The sequence below is a fragment of the Halobacillus sp. K22 genome (assembly GCF_052246795.1).
In the GTDB taxonomy this organism is placed as follows: domain Bacteria; phylum Bacillota; class Bacilli; order Bacillales; family Halobacillaceae; genus Halobacillus.
The window spans coordinates 17,201-38,323 of record NZ_JBQQCN010000014.1 but is presented as its reverse complement, the minus strand read 5'-3'; the positions used below and the strand labels follow the sequence as shown (position 1 = coordinate 38,323).

The 21,123-nt window shown below is 41.8% G+C and carries 21 protein-coding genes; 11 read left to right on the top strand and 10 right to left on the bottom strand.

Annotation, left to right across the window (positions count from 1 at the left end; all coding sequences use genetic code 11):
- The first annotated feature begins 76 nt into the window (after window positions 1-76).
- From ACTWPM_RS11465 to ACTWPM_RS11445, 5 genes are all read left to right on the top strand, one after another.
- Complete coding sequence (locus tag ACTWPM_RS11465; RefSeq protein WP_443133233.1) at window positions 77-1,465, top strand: SpoVR family protein; 1,389 nt, start codon at window positions 77-79, stop codon at window positions 1,463-1,465.
- 144 nt (window positions 1,466-1,609) lie between these two features.
- Window positions 1,610-2,143 carry a hypothetical protein gene (locus ACTWPM_RS11460; RefSeq protein ID WP_443133176.1) on the top strand — a complete coding sequence of 178 codons (534 nt, stop codon included), beginning with the start codon at window positions 1,610-1,612 and terminating at the stop codon, window positions 2,141-2,143.
- A 183-nt stretch (window positions 2,144-2,326) separates the two neighbouring features.
- Complete coding sequence (pyrH, locus tag ACTWPM_RS11455) at window positions 2,327-3,070, top strand: UMP kinase (RefSeq protein WP_443133232.1); 744 nt, start codon at window positions 2,327-2,329, stop codon at window positions 3,068-3,070.
- 94 nt (window positions 3,071-3,164) lie between these two features.
- Window positions 3,165-4,067, top strand: a complete 903-nt coding sequence (gene dat / locus ACTWPM_RS11450) for a D-amino-acid transaminase (RefSeq protein WP_443133175.1) — start codon at window positions 3,165-3,167, stop codon at window positions 4,065-4,067.
- 116 nt (window positions 4,068-4,183) lie between these two features.
- Window positions 4,184-4,624, top strand: a complete 441-nt coding sequence (locus tag ACTWPM_RS11445) for a hypothetical protein (RefSeq protein WP_443133174.1) — start codon at window positions 4,184-4,186, stop codon at window positions 4,622-4,624.
- Window positions 4,625-4,673: 49 nt separating this feature from the next.
- Here the strand turns inward: ACTWPM_RS11445 and ACTWPM_RS11440 are convergent, their stop codons facing one another.
- Window positions 4,674-5,309 carry a YczE/YyaS/YitT family protein gene (locus tag ACTWPM_RS11440; protein WP_443133173.1) on the bottom strand — a complete coding sequence of 212 codons (636 nt, stop codon included), beginning with the start codon at window positions 5,307-5,309 and terminating at the stop codon, window positions 4,674-4,676.
- Window positions 5,310-5,459: 150 nt separating this feature from the next.
- Between ACTWPM_RS11440 and ACTWPM_RS11435 the strand changes: the two genes are divergently transcribed.
- The gene (locus tag ACTWPM_RS11435; RefSeq protein ID WP_443133172.1) at window positions 5,460-6,218 is read left to right on the top strand and encodes a (S)-benzoin forming benzil reductase; all 759 of its coding nucleotides are present in this window, start codon (window positions 5,460-5,462) and stop codon (window positions 6,216-6,218) included.
- 53 nt (window positions 6,219-6,271) lie between these two features.
- On the opposite strand, the gene ACTWPM_RS11430 is transcribed toward ACTWPM_RS11435, so the two are convergent.
- On the bottom strand, window positions 6,272-7,252 hold the full coding sequence (locus tag ACTWPM_RS11430; RefSeq protein ID WP_443133171.1) for a S66 family peptidase: 981 nt from the start codon (window positions 7,250-7,252) through the stop codon (window positions 6,272-6,274).
- Between the two features lie 683 nt (window positions 7,253-7,935).
- A complete protein-coding gene (locus ACTWPM_RS11425; protein WP_443133170.1) occupies window positions 7,936-8,457 on the bottom strand; it encodes a dihydrofolate reductase family protein in 522 nt (173 codons plus the stop codon).
- A 268-nt stretch (window positions 8,458-8,725) separates the two neighbouring features.
- Here ACTWPM_RS11425 and abc-f point away from each other — a divergent pair, with 268 nt between their 5' ends.
- Entirely contained in the window at window positions 8,726-10,309 is a 1,584-nt protein-coding gene (gene abc-f / locus ACTWPM_RS11420; RefSeq protein WP_443133169.1) for a ribosomal protection-like ABC-F family protein, read from the top strand.
- Between the two features lie 1,071 nt (window positions 10,310-11,380).
- Here the strand turns inward: abc-f and ACTWPM_RS11415 are convergent.
- Together ACTWPM_RS11415 and ACTWPM_RS11410 are read right to left on the bottom strand one after the other, a co-directional pair.
- Window positions 11,381-12,568 carry a cation:proton antiporter gene (locus ACTWPM_RS11415; RefSeq protein ID WP_443133168.1) on the bottom strand — a complete coding sequence of 396 codons (1,188 nt, stop codon included), beginning with the start codon at window positions 12,566-12,568 and terminating at the stop codon, window positions 11,381-11,383.
- A 321-nt stretch (window positions 12,569-12,889) separates the two neighbouring features.
- On the bottom strand, window positions 12,890-13,762 hold the full coding sequence (locus ACTWPM_RS11410; protein WP_443133167.1) for a DMT family transporter: 873 nt from the start codon (window positions 13,760-13,762) through the stop codon (window positions 12,890-12,892).
- A 188-nt stretch (window positions 13,763-13,950) separates the two neighbouring features.
- On the opposite strand from ACTWPM_RS11410, the gene ACTWPM_RS11405 reads away from it, so the two are divergent.
- Together ACTWPM_RS11405 and ACTWPM_RS11400 are read left to right on the top strand one after the other, a co-directional pair.
- Entirely contained in the window at window positions 13,951-14,223 is a 273-nt protein-coding gene (locus ACTWPM_RS11405; RefSeq protein WP_443133166.1) for a hypothetical protein, read from the top strand.
- Between the two features lie 31 nt (window positions 14,224-14,254).
- Window positions 14,255-14,812, top strand: a complete 558-nt coding sequence (locus ACTWPM_RS11400; RefSeq protein WP_443133165.1) for a GNAT family N-acetyltransferase — start codon at window positions 14,255-14,257, stop codon at window positions 14,810-14,812.
- A 415-nt stretch (window positions 14,813-15,227) separates the two neighbouring features.
- Here ACTWPM_RS11400 and ACTWPM_RS11395 read toward each other — a convergent pair whose 3' ends face one another.
- A complete protein-coding gene (locus ACTWPM_RS11395) occupies window positions 15,228-16,523 on the bottom strand; it encodes an MFS transporter (RefSeq protein ID WP_443133164.1) in 1,296 nt (431 codons plus the stop codon).
- Between the two features lie 102 nt (window positions 16,524-16,625).
- Between ACTWPM_RS11395 and ACTWPM_RS11390 the strand changes: the two genes are divergently transcribed.
- The gene (locus tag ACTWPM_RS11390) at window positions 16,626-17,246 is read left to right on the top strand and encodes an NAD(P)-dependent oxidoreductase (protein WP_443133163.1); all 621 of its coding nucleotides are present in this window, start codon (window positions 16,626-16,628) and stop codon (window positions 17,244-17,246) included.
- Window positions 17,247-17,288: 42 nt separating this feature from the next.
- On the opposite strand, the gene ACTWPM_RS11385 is transcribed toward ACTWPM_RS11390, so the two are convergent.
- The 4 genes from ACTWPM_RS11385 to wrbA all read right to left on the bottom strand — a co-directional run bounded on the left by ACTWPM_RS11385 (window position 17,289) and on the right by wrbA (window position 19,894).
- Window positions 17,289-18,110 (bottom strand): M15 family metallopeptidase, encoded by an 822-nt coding sequence (locus ACTWPM_RS11385; protein ID WP_443133162.1) that lies wholly within the window; start codon window positions 18,108-18,110, stop codon window positions 17,289-17,291.
- A 78-nt stretch (window positions 18,111-18,188) separates the two neighbouring features.
- Entirely contained in the window at window positions 18,189-18,389 is a 201-nt protein-coding gene (locus ACTWPM_RS11380) for a hypothetical protein (protein ID WP_443133161.1), read from the bottom strand.
- Between the two features lie 269 nt (window positions 18,390-18,658).
- Window positions 18,659-18,901, bottom strand: a complete 243-nt coding sequence (locus tag ACTWPM_RS11375) for an IDEAL domain-containing protein (RefSeq protein ID WP_014642435.1) — start codon at window positions 18,899-18,901, stop codon at window positions 18,659-18,661.
- Window positions 18,902-19,288: 387 nt separating this feature from the next.
- On the bottom strand, window positions 19,289-19,894 hold the full coding sequence (wrbA, locus tag ACTWPM_RS11370) for an NAD(P)H:quinone oxidoreductase (protein WP_443133160.1): 606 nt from the start codon (window positions 19,892-19,894) through the stop codon (window positions 19,289-19,291).
- 335 nt (window positions 19,895-20,229) lie between these two features.
- Between wrbA and ACTWPM_RS11365 the strand changes: the two genes are divergently transcribed.
- Window positions 20,230-21,102: a cation diffusion facilitator family transporter gene (locus ACTWPM_RS11365; protein WP_443133159.1), complete on the top strand. Its 873-nt coding sequence runs from the start codon at window positions 20,230-20,232 to the stop codon at window positions 21,100-21,102.
- Window positions 21,103-21,123 lie beyond the last annotated feature (21 nt).

Below are 21,123 nucleotides of genomic sequence, written 5' to 3'. Positions count from 1 at the left end.
TCTCTCACTCCTTCTCATATAGTAAGATAAGTGAAATCAAAGGAGGAGGGGCCCTTTGAAACCAGAGGACCAGAAAATGCTGCACAATGCGATCAAGGAAATTACGGAGATTGCCAAGGGATTTGGTCTTGACTTTTACCCGATGCGTTATGAAGTTTGTCCTGATGATATTATTTATACTTTTGGAGCATACGGAATGCCGACGCGTTTTTCTCATTGGAGCTTTGGAAAACAGTATTACAAAATGAAGGTCCAGTATGATCTCGGTTTGAGTAAAATTTATGAGCTGGTGATTAATTCAAATCCTTGTTACGCTTTTTTATTAAACTCCAATAGCTTGATACAAAATAAGCTGATTGTCGCACACGTACTTGCTCACTGTGACTTTTTCAAGAATAATGCGCGCTTCCAAAATACAAAGCGTGACATGGTGGAAAGCATGGCAGCGACGGCTGAACGAATTGCTTCTTATGATAAGTTGTATGGAAAAGAGCAGGTGGAGTCTTTCTTAGACGCTGTACTTGCGATCCAGGAGCATATCGATCCATCAATTGTGCGTCCGAAACTGGCCTGGACCATGGATGAGGAAGAGAGTGAAGAGAAAACCTTATCAACTCCATATGATGATATCTGGAAGATCGATGAATCATCTTCAGAAGATCAGCCAATGTACCGTAAGAAAAAGAAATTTCCGCCACGACCTGAAAAGGACTTGCTTTTATTTATTGAACAATACAGCCGGGAGCTCGAGGACTGGCAGCTCGATATTCTAACAATGATGAGGGAAGAGATGCTTTATTTCTGGCCGCAGCTGGAAACGAAAATCATGAATGAAGGCTGGGCTTCTTATTGGCATGCCAGGATTTTAAGAGAGATGGATCTGACCAGTGATGAAGTGATCGACTTTGCCAAGTTAAACGCAAGCGTCGTACAGCCCTCGAAAACTCAGCTTAACCCTTATTACCTAGGGTTAAAAATATTTGAGGATATTGAATACAGATATGATAACCCGACCGAGGAAATGAAGAAGCACGGTATTCAAGAAAATTCCGGTAGAGAAAAAATGTTCGAAGTGCGTGAAATAGAATCTGACCAAAGTTTCATTCGAAACTATTTGACCAAGGAGCTTGTGCGTCAGGAAGATTTATATTTATTCCAAAAGCAAGGCCAAAAATATAAGATCACGGATAAGGATCATGAAGCTGTAAGGGATCAGCTGGTAACGATGAGAGTCAATGGGGGCTTCCCTTACATTACGGTTCAGGACGGAGATTATATAAAGAGTGGAGAGCTATATTTAAAGCATCACTATGAAGATGTGGAACTGGATACCAGTTATTTGGAGAAAACTATCCCTTATGTATATCAACTGTGGGGCCGTCCCGTACATTTAGAAACAAGAATAGAACACAGAGATGTGGTATTCAGCTACAGTGGTAAAAAAATACAGAAGAAATACTTATAATAGCGAAGACTGTCGAGCGTGGACCTTACTAACCCCCGCGGAGACAGTCTTTTTTACTATCTTCGGTTAGTTATGCGGAAGGCTGTAAAATATCTGGTATAATATTCTAAAGATTTATTATATCGGATGCGCGAGGTGGAAGCGATGAAAGCACTCCGTTGGGCACTCTATGGTTTTCTGGCTGTTCTGCTGATCGTTATTATATTTTTTCAGATCAACAAAGACTTTAACCAGCTTGCACAGGGGCAGGATTATCCCATGACAGCTTCCCCTGAAAGGCGTCCTGTTTCTCTTACTTCGTCGCCTATAGAGGTTGAAGGTACAGATGTCCAGATCACTCCTTTATATCATGGCATGGATACAGGAACACTCTATCTGGGAATTTCTTACGGGAAAGTAGATCTGGCGCAAAAGAAGGAACATAAGTGGAAAAAAGAGGACGGCGCTGTTCAGTTTTTGGTCAAAGTTGTAGATACCAATGGGACAAACTTTAGTGGGCAAACTACAGGAACGGTAAAGGGCACGTTTTCTACTTTTCAGTACGTAGAGGTGGAAGATTTTGATGTACACGAAAAGACCGATAATCTCAACCTGCTTTTCTACCCGCTCATTGATAAGAAGGGAAAAGATATTCCAAGTGAACAACCAAGCTTTCAAGTAAACGTACCTATCCAGTGAAGAAACGTTACTTCCCTGACAGCATATGATAAAATGATGAGTAGCTAATAACAGGAGAGGAGCGGAGACAATGGGGGCTTTTTACGTATCGTTTAGTAAATCAATGGCCTGTTTGTTATTTCCGCTCCCAATTCAGAGCATAGACTTTTGTCTATGCTCTTTTTTTAAACCGGGGAGGACATGTTGATGAGGTATAAGCGAGTACTTTTGAAAATAAGTGGAGGAGCGCTTAGTGGAGACAGTCAGGAAAATTTTGATCATAATAGCCTTGAACATATAGCGAATGAAATTTTGAATCTGACGGAAGCTGGTGTGGAGGTTGCCTTAGTGGTAGGCGGAGGTAACATCTTCAGAGGGAAAACGGCAGAAGTGTGGGGAATCGACCGAGTCGAGGCAGATAATATAGGAACCATTGGCACGGTGATTAACAGTCTGATGCTTCGCGGCGTTCTGAAAAATAAAACAGAAAAAGAGGTTCGGGTGATGACTTCGATCCCGATTACTTCTGTAGCCGAACCCTATATACGCTTAAAAGCCATGTACCATCTCGATAAAGGATATATCATCATACTGGCGGGTGGAAATGGTCAGCCATTTGTAACGACCGATTATCCTGCCGTTCAGCGTGCGATTGAATTGGAGTGCGATTCCATTCTCGTAGCCAAGCAGGGAGTTAATGGAGTATATACAGCGGATCCTGTAACGAATCAGGATGCTAAATTATATGGAAATCTAAATTATAATGATGTTTTGCTGCAGGATATTCAGGTAATGGATCAATCGGCCTTATTGTTAGCTCGGGACCATCAAATACCTGTGCACATCTTTAATTTTAATCAGTCGGGAGTCATGATGGACTTGTGCAAAGGTAAAAACTTCGGTACCCTTATTTCCAACCTTCCTTCCACATTTCAAGAAGAACTTTAGGGAAAATGAAGGATCATGAGTAAAAACGTGTTTGAAGACAGCGTTTTTTGATAAACTAGGCGTTAATGAATGAATTTGTAAGGAGGACGATCCCATGACCATTTATGATCGCATATTAACAGAAGATGATTTTATTCATCAGGATGAACTCCGCTATCCATTTGAGGAACGAGGATTGCAGTTCGGCGATGGCATTTATGAAGTTATCCGCGTCTATAACGGCGAATATTATCTGCTAAAAGAACATGTTGAGCGTTTATACAGATCAGCAGCCGCTGTAAAAATCAATGTTCCTTATACACAGGAAGAAATGTATGAGCAATTAGGACGTTTATTAGAACTTAACCAGGTAGAAAGCGATGCGAAAGTGTACTTACAAATCACCCGTGGCTCTGCGCCGAGGAACCATGCCTTTCCTAGGGACACAGCAGCTAATCTATACGCTTACGTTAAAGATTTGCCACGTCCTACTGAGTTAATAGCTGGCGGAGTCCATACCATTACCCATGAAGATGTGCGCTGGGACTGGTGTTATATTAAAAGCTTGAATCTTCTTCCGAACGTTATGGCCAAACAGGCAGCTGAAGAACAGAATTGTTACGAAGCGGTGCTTCATAAAGACGGCGAAGTAACGGAATGCAGTTCTTCCAACGTATATATGGTAAAGAACGGAAAGGTTTATACACACCCAGCTAAGAAAAACATTTTACACGGATGTGTAAGAATGCGTGTAGAAGCGTTCTGTCACTCGGAAAACGTAGGATTTGTAGAAGAACCATTTCAAATTGAAGACCTTCAATATGCTGATGAAATGTTTTTATCGAGTAGTACCTCTGAGATTGTGCCTATCCTAAAAGTTGATCATCTGCAGATTGGAGACGGGACGCCGGGAGCTGTTACGCGTCTTCTGCAGAAGCGGTATGAAAAGGAAGCCGGTATTTCGCCGGATTCATCGATTTTCAGCAGCAATTTAAAAGTGCAAGTAAAAGAAAACTAGCAGGAATAGCGGTATGCCAGGCCCTTGGCCGGCATGCCGCTATTTTGTTCTTTGGAGATATGGAAAGGAATTATGATATAATTCCAACGAACCATTGATGAAATGGAGGAATAAGAATGGGAAAAGTTAATCTTGAACTATCTCAAAAACAGTATGAAAAATTAGTGGAGACCGTGTATCTGGGCACATGGATGATTAATTCCACCCGTATGGAACTGGATGACGACTTTGAGGAAGTGCGAGAAGTTGTGCTTGCCAAGTATAAAGAAGCGGGTCTTGAGGATCGAGTTGTCCATCAGGAAGAAGTGGACATTTATGATTTGGATGTAGATTATGAATCTAAGCTGCTCGATACGTACGTTGAGGAGTATGATGAGTTCAGCTTCTGGGATAAGCTGGTCGAAAAACTCGCTGATAAGGAAATGGCAGAACGTTATGGAACGTCCCGGGAGAAGATGACTGAAGAAATGATGGAAGCACGTGTGCAAATAGAAGAGAAAATTGAACAGAAATTAGAGGAAACTGGGGTTACGAAACTGAATTTTACAGACGAATAACATGTTTGAAAAAGCGTGAAACAATGAAGTTTCACGCTTTTTCGTTTGCTCAGTCCGCTGCACTTGAGGAACGGGCGGAATCTGACCACAGTCTGGCGATCGGCCGGGCCCAAAAGTAAGACCATTGTATAAAGGGGCCTAATAATAAAGCTACAATTAGTGTCCCTATGCCTACGGGAGCGCCTAAGAGATACCCGACGAGCGCCATCGCTGATTCTGCTATAATTCGAATAAAGCCTTTGGACTGTTTTGTTTTTTCATTCATTATCATCATAAAGTGATCGAGCGGGATACGCGGAAAGGGAGTGCGCAAATAAACAGCAACGCCCAAAGCCGTAGCAAGTAATCCAAGGGAAAACGTTCCCCACTGCGTCCACCATACTTCATAATTCGCGTTTTCAAGCATCCCATATAAAAACAAATCTACGGTCCGCCCCCGTAATATAATCGGGATGAGAGATTCATACTGCGGGCGCTTTTTTTCAAGCCATGCATTGACCAGCAGTAAAATAACAAAAGCTGCAATCATAACGGATCCTACCGTAACCGGAAAGCGCATAGATAAACCTACAGCTATACTATCAGCCGGGCCTACGCCTAAACCAGATTTAATAATCAGGGCAAGCCCCAGGCTTGAGATTACGAGCCCGCCTACATAAATAATAAATAAGTAGAGATACTTCATGTCAGACTCCTTCTTCTATCAGTGAAACTCGTGCTTCATTTATCATATACGCTGCTATTTGAGATGTAAAGCAGTCCGCGGGCGCGGTTAGGTTTTCTATCCAAGAAGTCGGGAATAATAACAAATAGCAGATATAAGGAGGATTAATTTATGCAGTATGCTATTGTTACCGGAACATCACGTGGACTTGGGGAGTCCATTGCAAAACAGTTTATTGAAAAAAATGTTCACTTAATCTCTGTATCAAGAAACGAAAACAAGTCTTTACAGAAGCTGGCTGATGAAAGAAAGGTGAGCTATACCCACGTCTCCTGTGACTTGAGTGATCCCATTCAATTGGAAGAGGGGCTCGAACAGATTGTTAACGAAGTATTTCACGAAGACACCCATTATGTATATGTAGTGAATAATGCAGGAATGATTGAGCCGATTAAACCTGTGGGCCAACTAGAGCCTTCTTCCGTTCACAAGCATTTTCAAGTGAACGTGACAGCTCCTATTCTCTTGGCTAATCGATGTCTCGCAGAAGCGGACAAAAAAGACATCGGTACCTCTATCATTAATATAACTTCCGGAGCAGCTGAGCGTTCGGTTCATGGGTGGAGTACATATAGCAGTGCAAAAGCAGCTATTAATCGATTTACTTCCACTCTGGCTTTTGAACAGGAAGGGAACAATCATGTAATATTGGCTTTCAGCCCTGGAGTCATGGACACGGATATGCAAGAAGAAATACGTGCGTCTTCTAAAGAGGAGTTTAAGGACGTGGATAAATTTAAGCAGATGAAAGAAGAAGGTCAGCTGAGATCCCCTCACGAAGTAGCTTCAATTCTTATGGATCTGATTAATGATCCAAAAGATATCGAGAACGGCAAAGTGTACAAGGTGTATGATTTGGTTAACGAATAAGCCAGCAGAAAGGACGGGTGAGCCCGTCCTTTTGTATGCTGGGGTAGGTACTGTTAATACTGAATCATCTCAATGGAAGCTTTTTGTCCGGAGGCCCGAATGGCAGCCTTACCTCCAATAGGAAAGGTAAACTGCGGAGTGGTATGGCCGAAGCTAGCTTGAGCAATGACGGGGATGCCTGAGAGTTCCTGCTTGGATTTAATGATCTGATGGATATGTTTCAGGCTTACGTTTGATTCTTTTTGAAAACGACCGATCACAAGTCCCTTCACCTTTTCAAATCCAGGCTGATGAATCAGAGACTGTAAGTCCCTGTCAAAGGTTTGCGGAATGGTCAATTCATCATCCTCTAAAAAAAGGATGGTGTCCTCAAGTGCAGGCATAAATTCTGTTCCTTGAAGGAGGTTCAGTGTACATAAATTTCCTCCAAGCGTTTTACCTGTGGCAGTGCCTTCGTTAATAACAGCGTATCCTTCATTCTTATAAAAATGGCGGTTCTCCTGATCCAGGAACCAGCGGTCGTCACTCCAGTGATCCGCGTGCTCTATATAGTAAGGATTTGTTTGAGTAAACACCTGGCGAAAATGTTCCCACGTGTATTCAATTCCTTTTTTCATTCCAAATGTAGAAAAATGAGGGCCGTTATAGGTCACGAGTCCAGTCTTTTGATAAATGGCATTCGAAAGAACCGTGATGTCCGAAAAGCCGCAGAGGATTTTTGGGTTTTGACGGATAAGATCATAATCCAAATATCGGAGCAGCTGGTTGCTGTCAAAACCTCCAATAGTAGTAAGGATCATTGTAACGCGATCATCATTAAAAGCTTCATGAAGATCAGCTACCCTTTTTTCAATGGATTGGGAAAGAGCGGATTCATCGTGTGTCTCTGCATATGTACTATAAGTAACACGGACACCAAGCTGCTCTAAGCGCTGAATCGCGAGTTTTCGCTGATCATCAGCAATAATAGCTAGGCTTTCAGCAGGGGAGATCACCCGTAGTTCATCCCCTTGTTTTAATTTATCTGGAAACATAAGATTCCTCCTTTTCCTGCATGCGCTTTATATCTGTTGATTTTTTATAAGAAGCTTATTACACAATAGGGCCGGTTACTGTAAGACTCAGTTTCGAGATATCTTGGGTCCGTTGCCAAATAGATAAGGGTGGCTACGGAAACAACTCGCTTTCCTGCGGGGGAACTGGCAAGCCTCCTCGGTCGTTGACACTCCCTGTGGGGTCTCGCCTAGCTCCTTCTCCCGCGGGAGTCTCGTCATTTCCTTCGCCACCCAGCCAATATTGGATAAAACGGCCCTTCTTATAAGAGAAGTAAGCGTCCTGCATCAGCCTTAAATGCTTATATAGCGGGGTTTTACACTTAAATACATTGGAATGCTCCTGGATTACCTATCTATATTTAAAGGGTAACTTCGTAGAGTATCGAGCTCCCTATTTGGCCAGGTCCGGAGGGGGACGATGTAGACTCCTGCGGGATGAACATGATCGGTGAGATCCCGCAGGGCTGTTAAGCCCGAGGAAGCTCAGCACATGACCGCGGAAAGCGAAATCGTCCCCCGCAGGACCTTCCTCATAACCAATATCTCGAAATCAAGTCTTACAGAAAAGGGAGCTTAACTTTAAAATCAACAAGGAAGTTTAACGAGCTATTAATAAAAGTGCGAAGGGGGATTAGCTAATAGTAGGTCTTAGAGTACTCTTCCTATTTAAGCTGATAGGTAAGTACAATCATCCCATCATCGAACTTTTCGGTATTCAATAAATCGAGCTGCTGCTCTTTTTGATGCGGCTTGAACAGAGGAATTCCACTGCCGATCAAGGTGGGCTGGATCGCCAAATGGTATTCATCAATGAGTCCCATACTAATAAAATGATCGATAAGTTGAGCACCGCCCACAAGCCAGATATTCTTATCTGTTTTTAACAAATTCAACAATGGAAGGATTTGTTCAGGCTGAATAAAGCTGGCATAGGAATCGTGACCTTCTTTAGTGCGGCTTACTACATAAACATCTTTTGTTTGATAAGGAAACTCGTCAGCTAATTGAAAGATTTGTTCGTAGGTTTTTCTCCCCAGGATTACGATGTCCATTTGCTTAAAAAACGCTTCAAATCCATAATCGGTTCCACTCTCCTGTCCATCCCACAGCCAGTCAATAGAACCGTCCTCTCTGGAAATGTAACCATCCAGACTTTGGGCAATGTATAATACGACCTTCCCCATGCTGAACCATCCTTTCTGAATTTTCTTGCAACACTGCTCCCGTTCATCATATAATAAACGAAGATGAAATAGAAGGGACTGACGTTTAAAGCGATGAAGTACTAATCCTGTCACTATACGAGTATGTAAATAAGAAATTTTACTCGTTCCAGATACAGGATTAGTCTGTCTTTCTTTAAACGTTGGCTTTTGGGCACCTTTATGTTTTCTTAGAGGTGTTCGAAGCAGCAGACTAAGACTTCTCTGGAGCGTACAGGGAGGTCTATTTATGTTGTTAATGAAAGCAAAGAATATTAATTATTCGATTGGCGAGCGAACATTGCTGGATATAAAAGAATTAGCTATTCACGAGGGAGAAAAAATCGGTTTAGTGGGGAGGAACGGTCAGGGGAAGACCATGCTCCTTCGCTATTTAGCTGGAGAACTGGATGTGAGTCCTCAGGTTAAATGGCACACAGCTTATGACCGATTAGATCAAATTCATGAGGAGACAAAGGAAGAGCGTCAAAGCGGGGGTGAACGTACGCTTGCCAAGCTTGACGCTATCTTTCAGGATGCGGCCCGGCTATTGTTTCTAGATGAACCGACGAATGATTTAGACTGGTCGCGGGTGGAAGCGTTAGAGGAGCGGCTGCAGAAGCATCCCGGTGCCTGCGTTATCGTCTCTCATGATCGAACACTTCTGGACCGCACGTGCCATAAAATCTGGGAGTTGGAGAAAGGAAAGCTCAAGGTGTTTAATGGAAACTATTCCTTTTATCTGCAACAAAAGGAACAGGAACGAGAGCAGCAGATGGAGAAGCATACACAGTATCTTCAGGAAAAGAAACGAATTGAAAATCGGAGAGAGCAGAAACGTATCCAATCTAAAGGGATGAGGAAACCACCCAGGCGTATGGGAAATTCTGAGTGGCAGCTCGGAAAAAATAAAGCGGCTGCTCGACAAAAAAAGGTGGAGCGTTCAGGGAAAACACTCGAACGCCGCCTGGAACGTTTAGAGCGTACTGATAAACCATTTGAATGGGATCAGGTTAAGCTGGAAATGGAACACCTGGATAAAATACACAACAAGTATATCTGTCAGGTAAGAGAGGTAAGTATCAAAGTTGGGAATAAATTTCTTTTTCATATAGACGATGTTTTGTTGAAAACGGGTTCAAAGACCGCATTTATCGGAGCAAACGGAGCAGGTAAATCTACTTTCCTGCAGTACTTGCTTGCTCATCAGAAGGATTTGTTTGCAAAAGGAGTTAAGACAGAATATTTTCATCAGAATATGGGAGCACTTCCGGATGAAGAAACGGTTTTAAACTATGTTTCGAAAACGAGTCGTTTAGAAGAATCCGTGATTCGAATTATCCTGGCCCGACTTAGATTTTATGAGCAGGATATCCATAAAAAAATCCAGGTATTAAGCGGCGGAGAACGAGTAAAGCTTGTTTTGGCCAGGATGCTGGTCAGCGAAGCACAGCTGCTTATTTTAGATGAACCGACCAATCATTTGGATGTAGAAGCTATAGAAGCTTTGGAAAAATTGGTACAGGATTATCCGGGAACGATTTTGTACGTGACCCATGACCGAACATTTGTGGAAAAAACAGCGGATCAACTATGGATCATCGAACAGGAAAAACTTAACCATTTTGATGGAACGTGGCAAGAATGGCAGGAAGCCTTGCACAAATCCCAGAAAGCAGAGGAAGAAGTGTACAATCTGATGACTTTGGAAACTAAGTTGTCCGAACTCATCAGTCGATTAAGTATGCCGGGTGTGAATGAAGATCGAATACTCTTGGAAAAGGAATATGAAAACACTTTGGAACTTCTAAAGAAATTAAAACAAGACACTTGAAATAATTTTTTCATACTTAATAAGCCCAACTGTTAATTATCAGTTGGGCTTATTATATCTGACGCTCATGTTCATTTCTTATTGTTACTCCTTTTTAGAAGAACAAGTATGAACACGAGAAACAGTGCTGCTACACTTATAGCCATAATAATGATTGAAATAAATAAAGAATTCATTCTTCTACCTCCTTATTATTCTTCTTTTAACTTTTTCCATTGGAGATTTGTGCACTCTATCTATGGAAGTACAGAAGAGCTGAATATCCCCTGTCCAGCTTCCAATTAAAATGCAATTTTTCCCTTCTTAAATCTGCCATATTGATTTTAAAGTAAAGCTACCGATACTGTAAGACTCAGTTTCGAGACTTTTGTGAGAATTAGGCCCTCCGGGGGACGATTTCGCTTTCCGGCCCTGCACGACGCAGGGTCGTTCGACGTTGCCACAGGACGTGGCGATCTTAGTCGAACATCCCTTGTGGTAAGCTTCCTCGGGCTTAACAGCCCTGCGGGATCTTACCGAATCATGTTCATCCCGTTCTTACACTTTTATTAATTCTAAGCTTACATCAGGGCATAAACGACAAGGAGTGCTATCCAGCTCCAGCACCTAGCGTCTAGTGAGACTTCCCTCGCTTCTGTACGATAAGGCAACATCGAATCGCTCCGCTCTTCGTGTTTTCTTTATCTCCGTTAGCTCAGTCCAGTCCATACGCCGCTGCCCAAGGTGCTTCCGCTTTTAACCGAGGAGTCTGCATCTTCCCCCTCCGGACCTGTCCGAATCAGAAACTCGAAACCACTTCATACACGGTTTGCTTGGTGAGAAAAAAGCATGGGATGAGGCGTGTATTTTCATGCTAGCGCGATGTGGAAAAGCTTGTCATAGAAGCATTTAGGGCCTATTTAGAAGGAGAGCATTCACTTTTTTGGAAGGGTCCGTTATTTCCCCACCAACCCTATACCTTTTTAAGTAACGGACCCAGATTTATCTCGAATTCGAGTCTTACACTAAACGGCCCTATTGTTTAAAAAGTCTTTTATGAAAACTATCTTTCCCATTAACTAGAGAGGCTTTTTATTTTAGCAACCGCTTCGATAGTGGATAGATTCCAATACTTTGAATAACCAGGGAGAGCAGGACAGCTGCGAATGTTAATGAAAGCAGAACATCCGTTTTGTCTCCACCCTGGGTCGAAAGGCTTAAAATAAGAAATACAGACATGGTTCCTTTTAAACCGGACCAGCTGAGAAGAAAGGACTTACGCCAGCCGATTTTACGCCGCCACTTCGGAAAGATCTGGATTGTTCCAGCTATGATTATAAAGCGGACGATAATGGATGCAAGGAAGATTAATACAGCCAGCCACCAATAGTTAAAGGACAGATGATCAGCGGAAACAATACCAATGAGTAAAAACAATAGTGAAAGAATAGAAATCTCTACAATGCCCCAGAAATTATCGAGCGACTCACGGAAATGATCCTCTTTAATTGTCCGTCCAAACTCAAAAGAAAGCATAATTCCAGCAAATACAGTAGCTAATACACCGGAAAGATGCAGAAATTCAGCAAGGTTAAAAATGCCATAAGCCACTACAATACTGAGCATCACCTGGTATTCTTTATGATGGGTAAAGTGGATAGCTTTACTGAACAGCCAGCCAAACAATAATCCAACGAAAATGCCACCGAGAGAGACAAGCAAGAACTCTCCTAAAAAGGAACTGAAAGAAAAGGGTTCATCATTAAGGAAAATCCCTGAAACGACTGAGAATATAACAATGCTTGTTCCATCATTTATTAAGGACTCTCCCTCCACCACGTCAGCCATCGTTTCATCTCCAGAAGACTGCTTTAAAATGGAGGACACGGACACTGGGTCTGTGGGCGTTAGCATGGCGGCAATTAAGATCGCCCCTGCAAACGACAGAGATACAAATGGTGTGCTCATAACGAATATAATGGACCCGAGTAGAATAACCGTAAGCATAAGACCAATCGTTGCGAAGCAACCGATAATACCTCCATTCTCCTTAAGTGCAGAAGGAGGGAAGCGATAAGCAGAAGTAAACAGTAGTCCCGGCAAGAATATATGATAGATTAAATTCTCGGTAACCTCTATGGACGAAAAGTAGGGAATGAAGAAGAGACCAATTCCTATAACTGTAAGGACAGGCGGCACGGGCAAATCTTCTTTTTTCTTATCCATTGTAAAAATAAGATAGCCAATGAACAATAGTAAAATAAATGGTGTGGTATGCATACAGGACACTCCTTCCAAACAGTAGTTGACTAATCAGACTTCCTTTAAATAACTAGCGGATTCTTATCCGAAGCTGGTGGTGTGGCAAAGTCGTATAATCCTGCACCGTGCAGAGCCAAAGAAGCGGGTTATTTCTCCTTAAAAAAATGGTGCAGCTTATAGGAAAGACAAATAAAAAAAGTTTTATAAAGTCATTAGTAAAAAATACCACGATTATGGGTTCACTAATCTATAATTACTAAAGTGTTAAATGCTGTTGTCAAGGGAAATAGAATACTATACAAAAAACCTTCCTTTCTGCACGAAAGGAAGGTCTTCCACTTAAGCTTTAGAATGCTGAACTTTAGCGTTTTGATTATTCTTAAGGAACATGTAAAAGGATGCTCCAAAGATCGTTATATAGCCTAAAATGCTGAGCCAATCAGGCACCTGTCCAAACAGGAAGATACTGATCAGGGCGGAATAAACCACTGTGGAATAGAAAAAGATTGAAATTTCTCTGGCAGGAGCAAATTTATAGGCTATGGTTAACCCAAACTGCCCGAGCGTAGCAAATCCGCCGGCGGATAGTAGGTAAATCCATTGCTCTAACGACATGGGCTCATAAAAAGCTATCGTAAATGGGAGAAGAGAAACCGTTGTGAAAAACGAGAAATAAAAAACGATCGTATAAAATTTCTCTTTATCCCCCAAAACACGAAGCAACGTGTAGGCACCTGCTGCAAAAACGGCTGAAAATACTCCGGCAAGATAAGGAATGAACTCTACAGAAAAGGCCGGTTTGATGATAAAAAGAGTACCGATAAAAGCAATTATAATAGATACGATTTGATACAGACGTGCCCTTTCCTTCAGAAAGATAGCAGAAAAGATAATCAGCAGAAACGGGCTCAATTTATTCAGCATATCCGCGTCGGACAGGACTAGATTATCAATCGCGTAAAAAAATAGGACCATTCCAATGGTACCTAGGGCGGAGCGGGATAGAAGAAGTTTTTGGTTTTCTTTTTTTCCGAATAAACGCTCCTTATTATATAGAACGAATCCAAAAGCTATGATGGCAGAGACGAGATTCCGAAACAATGTTTTTTGTACGGTTGGTACATCCCCCGATAGTTTTACTAACGCGGCCATCATTGAAAACCCGAAGGCAGATATAAGCAGTAATAGAATTCCTTTATTGCGATCACTCATAATGGTTCCTCCAATTAGGATTAGGTTGTGCAAAATCACCTTTACCATCCTAATATAAAAGAACATATAAGGAAAGCCATTCACATTTATTATTCTTAATCAATTGACAAAATTAGACAAATTGATACAGAGGCCTTGAATTGGGGTATACTATATAAAGGCAATTAATTTAAGAAAGGGAGATTCGCTTGTTTTATTCTCAGCCAATTGTTTGGCAGACACGAGTCATTAAAGATAATCAGCAACTTTATCAAGAGGAACATTCGACTTTGGATCTTTATGATACTAAAGTGATAACTCCAACGGAGACCTATCAGCTGAAAGATATTTTTGATGTCTCTTACAAACCCTTTTCCGACAGCTATGGGCTGTTGTATCTGCACACATACCGTGGTGTGAAAACGTATATGGTCAAAGAATCTCCTGATGTTTGGATGGAAGCTTACCATACTTGGAAGTGAAATCAGACCTTAATCGTGGAGTGAGAGCAGTATGAATATCCTTGAAGAAGGAGAGCATTTGTATTTACGAGAGATTGTGCCAGATGACTGGGAGTCTCTGCATACTTACGCTTCTAATGAAGAGGCCTGTAAATTCCAGCCATGGGGACCAAATAATGAACAGGATTCGATATTTTTCGTCCAGCAGGCCATACGTGATCGGGAGGTTAGGCATCGCAGCCGCTTTGTATTTGCGATAATCAACAAAGAGTCCGGGAGAGTTGTCGGAAACATTGAGATGAATATAATTGATTGGGATGGTGTTGGAGAGATCGGCTTTATTATTCATCCTGACCACTGGGGGAAAGGCTACGCGACCGAAGCCGCTCACCTAATATTAAAGCACAGTTTTGAGAGATGTGAACTGCACCGGGTAGAGGCCAATTGTAGTCCGGACAATATTGCTTCACTTAATGTTCTGGAAAAAATCGGGATGATACTGGAAGGAAAGTTGCGCCAGAATATTCTTGTTAAAGGAAGCTGGCGCGATTCATGTGTGTACAGCATGCTGAAAGATGAATGGTCCGCAAAATATGGACCTCCCCTATAAAAAAACTCCTATTAAATCTACAAGTTAATATTAAAGATAAGCCCCCTTTTCGCCTATAGAAGGGTCCGTTCACTCTTCAATCATAGGGTGGCGAAGGAAACAAGGAGACTCCCGCGGGAGAAGGAGCTAGGCGAGACCCCACAGGGAGTGAAACGAACGAGGAGGCTTATGGTAAAAGGAGGATCGACTAAGATCGCCACCTCCTGTGGCAACGTCGATAGACCCTACTTCGTGTAGGGCCGCAGGAAAACGAGTAGTTTCTGTAGTCACCCTTATCTATTTTGGCAACGGAGCCAAGATATCTCGAAACTAAGTCTTCCACAATCCGGCCCGATTGTTTAATAAGTTTTTTTGGAGAATCAATTAAAACCTTCAAAAGCTTAAAAACAAAAAAAGAGAGGAACATGTTCCCCTCTTACGTATGGATGACCGGCTCTTTTTCGGGATCGGTATATGCTTCAGCTTCTTTCATACCTTTTTCGATGTCCACCTTATTCAATAAAAGGATTCCGACAACGAAAAATATGATAAGCGATAAAATCCCTAACCGGCTGGAACCTGTCAGCTGGCCGACAAGGGCAAACACGAAAGGTCCAAATATAGCCGCGAATTTTGATGATATGCCGTAAAATCCAAAGAATTCCGCATGCCGATCTCCTGGAACCATCCTGCCAAAGATCGAACGGCTTAAAGACTGAGCCCCTCCCTGCACAAATCCCACACATACGGCGAGTATATAAAAATGAAGGGCAGTCGTCATGAAGTACCCAAGACCCACAATCGCAAGATAGATGAACAAAGCAAGCATCAAAGCACGCTTCGCGGTAATTTTTTTAGCAAGCCACCCAAAGAAAAAGGCAAAAGGAATCCCGACAAATTGAGTAATTAGAAGAGCTGTAATGAGAGCTGTGCTGTCAATTCCTATATCTCTTCCATAAATAGTCGCCATCTTAATAATTGTGGAGATACCGTCGTTGTATAACCAGAAAGCAAAAAGGAATAATAGCAGCTGTTTGAAATGCTTTAACTCTTTAAACGTTTTCCCTACCCGATTAAAACCGATGGAAATATAAGATGATGTGCGCTTATCATAGATCTTTTTTTCTTCTACAATGTTCTTAAATAAAGGAATGGAAAAGAACAGCCACCACACACCCACAGAAACAAAAGCGAGCTGTGTACCAGCCAAACTGTCTGGCAGTCCAAACCACTCATATTTCATAATCATCAGAAGATTAATTGCTAGCAGCACCCCGCCACCTATATAACCAAAGGCAAAACCGTACGCCGATACCTTATCAATTGTCTCCTCATCTGACACTTCCGGCAGAAATGCGTCATAAAAAACGTTACCGCCTGAAAAACCGATGGTTCCTATGATCAGAAGCAGAGAAGCTAATAAATAATCTCCTTCACCTACAAAGGCAAGTAGAACACTCGCAATCATTCCCATAAAAGCAAAAAACATTAAAAATCGCTTCTTCGCCGCTGAATAATCACTAATGGCCCCGAGAATGGGAGCGAGAATTGCTACGATTAGAACAGCAATGGATTGGGAATACCCCCAGTAACTCGTGGCAAGCGATTGATCAATCCCTTTAGCTGCTACATCATAATAAAAAACAGGTAGAACAGCAGCCATAACCGTTGTCGCAAAAGCAGAGTTTCCAAAATCATAAAGCATCCAGCTCATTACAGGTTTCTTTTTCAACGAGGTACCCCCTGCCATTTGGTATTTAATTAAGCTTAGCAGAATATTCCATCAAACAAATGGATTTCATATAACTTTTACAAAATTTTTTGAGGTGAGATTATGAGAATTGCTATATTTGGCGCAACCGGCCGAGTCGGCCAGGAAGTCTTTAGGTTGGCTATAGCAGAAGGATACAACGTTAGTGCTCTGGTCAGAGATGAAGCCAAGGCAGCCGAATTAATCCCGGGCGCTGATTTCATTCTGGGAGATGCCATGAATCCTGAAGATATTAAGAAAACCTTGAAAGGTGCCGATTTAGTGTTCAGCGGCTTAAGTACTGATAGAACAGATACACTGACGAAAGCAGTCCCGGAAATCATCAAGGGAATGTATGAAGCACAGATCGACCGTATCGTAACGATTGGTACCGCTGGAATCTTAGACAGCCGATATGAATCCGGTAAGTATCGCTTCCAGACATCCGAATCCAAACGGAAGAAAACGTTCGCAGCAGAAGAACATGCCAAAGTATATGAGCATTTACTAAAAAGTAGTCTTAATTGGACCATTGTTTGTCCTACTTATTTGCCGGATGGAGATGCCGTCGGTGAAATAAGGGCTGAGGCTGATCTTCTTCCACAAGAAGGAAAAAAAGTGACCGTTGGCGATACGGCACTATTTGCTTTTCATGAATTACTACACAAGCAGTATGTTCACCACCGCGTAGGAATTTGCTACTAATCCTTAAAAAAATCCCCTTCCATTTAACATGGAAGGGGATTTTTATGACTCAGAAGGATAATGACCAAAGAACTCTTCAAGCGTTTCTTCTGATTTATGAATATCCGACGATATATCTTTTCCTACATATCTTAAATGCCATGGTTCATAGGTATAGCCTGTAATGTCTTGTTTACCTTCTGGATAACGGATAATAAATCCATATTCATGAGCATGCTCAGCAAGCCAGGCACCTTCTTCGGTTTCACGGAATGATTCGTCCAGCTTAAAAGACATTTTTGCGGACGTAACGTCCATGGCGAGACCTGTCTGGTGTTCACTCGTGCCGGGACGGGCAGAAAATGTTTTAGCTTTCTCTTCACCATACTCTTCTATATATCCCTCAAAAAGAGTTTTCTGACGCTCATAGGAACGGTAACCAGAAGCAGCCACTAAGTCCTGTCCTGCCTTCTCGGCAGCCTGGAATAACTTTTCCAGCGCGTCTGCAGCTTCTTTACGCATGTGTTTCTTTGGAAGTTCTTCGTCAAAATAAAAAGGAACGTCCGGGATCGTCAAATCCTGTGGGGTATATCCTTCCGGGAGCTTTCGGTTTTTATTAACAACTACCTGTATGCTGTCCGGGTCATTCACAACTGTTAAACTTTCCTCACTGAGTTCAGTTTCGCCGCTTTCTTTTTCCTGGGAACCTGTTTTGGCTTCCCCTGTTTCAGATTTAAAAGCAGGCTCTTCTTTAAGATCAATTTCTCTATCACTTGGGGGAGCAGGTTCTGCTTGCGCATTCTCTTCTTTCGATGTTTCAGAAAGCGAACATGCACTTAACAGAAGGCTCATAAACAGTATAGAAATGAATAATAATTGTTTCATCGGCATTACCCACCTAAATCTTGATGATATTTTCACTATAACACTTTTGAAGTTTACCGTGTACATTCTTTCCAATCACTAAGCTGTCTCTTCTTCTCCTAACAGATTGACAGTTGTGTTGGTCTTAGTGATCGTAGAAGTCAGCAGTGCTTGACCATTTGTATAATTTTCTACAGATGCTTGCAATTTTTGAATAGCTGCCGATGTCTGTTCACTCAGTGAAGCGAATTCATTGACCGATTCATCAATGACCCTGGTAGTGGATCTCACTATGCACACAACGAAGAGTGCCCCCTACTGCCAGCTGAGCACCCAGACCAATTAAAAGGGATAACACCATAATTTTAAATAAACTCCATTTTGTTTAACAAGAATAGAGTTTCTATATTGTGACTATCCATAAACTCTCCCCTTCTCTCACCAATGAATATCGACTTTATCACTTATCTACTATTAACATCGGTATAACACCTTATTTATTAACAGTAAATGTAAAAGGACGGCACAAAAAAAACCACTGCATGAGCAGTGGCCTGGTACTATTTATATTATTCCCACGTATAAGGTGTATATTGTAAGCTCAAACGTTCGAATTCTGCACGGTCGCCATTGTCAATCGCCTGATTAATTTCTTCGTCCAAACGATCCTTATTAAACTCGAAACTCATTTGATCAAGGAACAACCGTGAAGCTAGTTGAATACCAAAGGACAATTCTCTTTTAGCCGTAATCTCTTTCCCTTTGTAATCGGGGTCGCGACGAATAACATAGACCATCTTTTGCTTTCTCATGAGAATACCCCCTTCATGCTTTTTTTCATTATGCAGGATTTGAACTTATAACGCAATAAGTTTTCTGAATATTTAGTTATATCTTTCCCTTTTTAAACTACGATTAAACCTATTGAGCCTTGTCATGACAGGATTTTGAATCTATTAAAATTTTTTAGATTTTTCAGAATCAGTAAGAGAAGATAGAGGAAAGTGTATGGATTTCGGCCATATTTTGGCACCGTTAACGGCCATTATATTTTAACCCCTGTGAATAACAAGTTGGCTTCCTATGTAAATGAAAAATAGTACAGCTAACGACGTTTTCACTATCGCAGGTTTTCCCCATGAAGCTTGGAAATCCCTGCCTATTAAAAAAACCCTCCTTAGAAGAGGGCTTTCGTGAATTTAATTAACAAATTTGCTGGCTACGTCAATGGTACGACGAGTCTGATGACGCACTGCTTCTTCAATATCATCTTTCATGTTTCCTTCGCCATCCACACTTACACTTGTTCCATAAGGATTTCCACCTGCTCCGAAGATGGCATTGTCGCTATAGCCTGGAGCGGCAATAATCGCACCCCAGTGGAACATCGTAGTATAAAGGTTCAGAAGCGTGGCTTCCTGACCGCCATGAGGGTTTTGTGCGGAGGTCATGGCACTAACGACTTTATTTACAAGTTTACCCTGGAACCATAGACCGCCCGCCTGATCCATATATTGTTTCAATTGCGCAGGTACATTTCCAAACCGTGTTGGAGCACTGAAAATGATAGCATCTGCCCAGTCTAGATCATCAATCTTTGCTTCCGTTACAACATCTTTAGTTGCTAAATAATGTTCTTTCCAGGAAGGATTCTGTTCGATAGCTTCCATAGGTGCCGTTTCAGGAACACGCACAAGCTTCACTTCCGCTCCTGCCTGTTTCGCTGCATCTTCAGCCCATTGAGCCATTTGGTAGTTGGTACCTGTAGAACTGTAGTAAATCACCGCTAATTTTACATTTGCCATGTGTATCTCTCCTTTGATTAGTTGCTCTTTACCTATTCTCTTATGGTTTCCAATTGAACCGCTTGGATTCATTAAAATTATATACCCTGGCTAAATAAAACTCAAACTAAAGATTCTTCATTTCGAGATAATTTATATAGATTTTACACTTGGTTAACATAAACATAAGATTAATTGTACATAGCCTATTTACATTAATTATTTTTGAATGAAGGCAAACATTCTAGTCTCGACCAAGCTATCTGCGTACGGAAAGCTTTTTTTCTCTGGACTCACCAAGAATGTATTTGGTAAGCTAAGTCAAGCTTTCAAAGAAGACACGGGGGTTACAAGAGATGAGCGAATATCAAAATATAAAAAAGGGAGAAAAGGGAGCCTGGATCAGTATTATCGTCTATTTAGTTCTGGCTGCGGCTAAGCTTACGATTGCCTCCATAGGCAGCTCGGAAGCATTGAGGGCCGATGGACTAAATAATACGACAGACGTCATCGCTTCCGTCGCAGTGCTGATTGGTCTTAAAATTTCCCGAAAACCTCCGGACCAGGATCATCACTACGGACATTTCAGAGCCGAGACAATTGCTTCCCTTGTTGCGGCCTTTATTATGATGACTGTTGGCATTGAGGTTATTATCGGGACTATACAGGACATTATCAATCAAGAAGTCAGTGAGCCACAATTACTTACAGCCTGGACGGCGCTTGCAGCAGCTGTAGTTATGTATTTCGTTTATCGATACAACCTGAACCTGTCTAAAAAAATAGATAGTAATGCGCTTTATGCAGCGGCTCAGGATAACCGTTCCGATGCTTTAGTAAGTATAGGTGCTGCCATTGGTATATTTGGATCTCAATTTGGAGCTTATTGGCTGGATCCTTTAGCTGGACTGATTGTGGGCTTGATCATCTGTAAGACGGCCTGGGAGATATTCAGAGACTCCACACACAGTTTGACAGACGGATTTGATGAAGAAAAAATTGAAAGCATTCGGAATACGATTTCGAAACATCCAGATGTGTGGGCTGTTAAAGATGTAAAAGCCCGGTTGCAAGGCAACCAGACACTTGTAGAAGCCACCATTCATGTAAATCCTCATATTACGATCGAACAAGGTCATACCATCACCGATGATGTGGAAGACACTCTAGAAAAAGAACATCATATTCTTTATGCTCACATTCATATTGAGCCTTTCGAGAAAGAATAATTTTTTAAACGAATAAAGCGG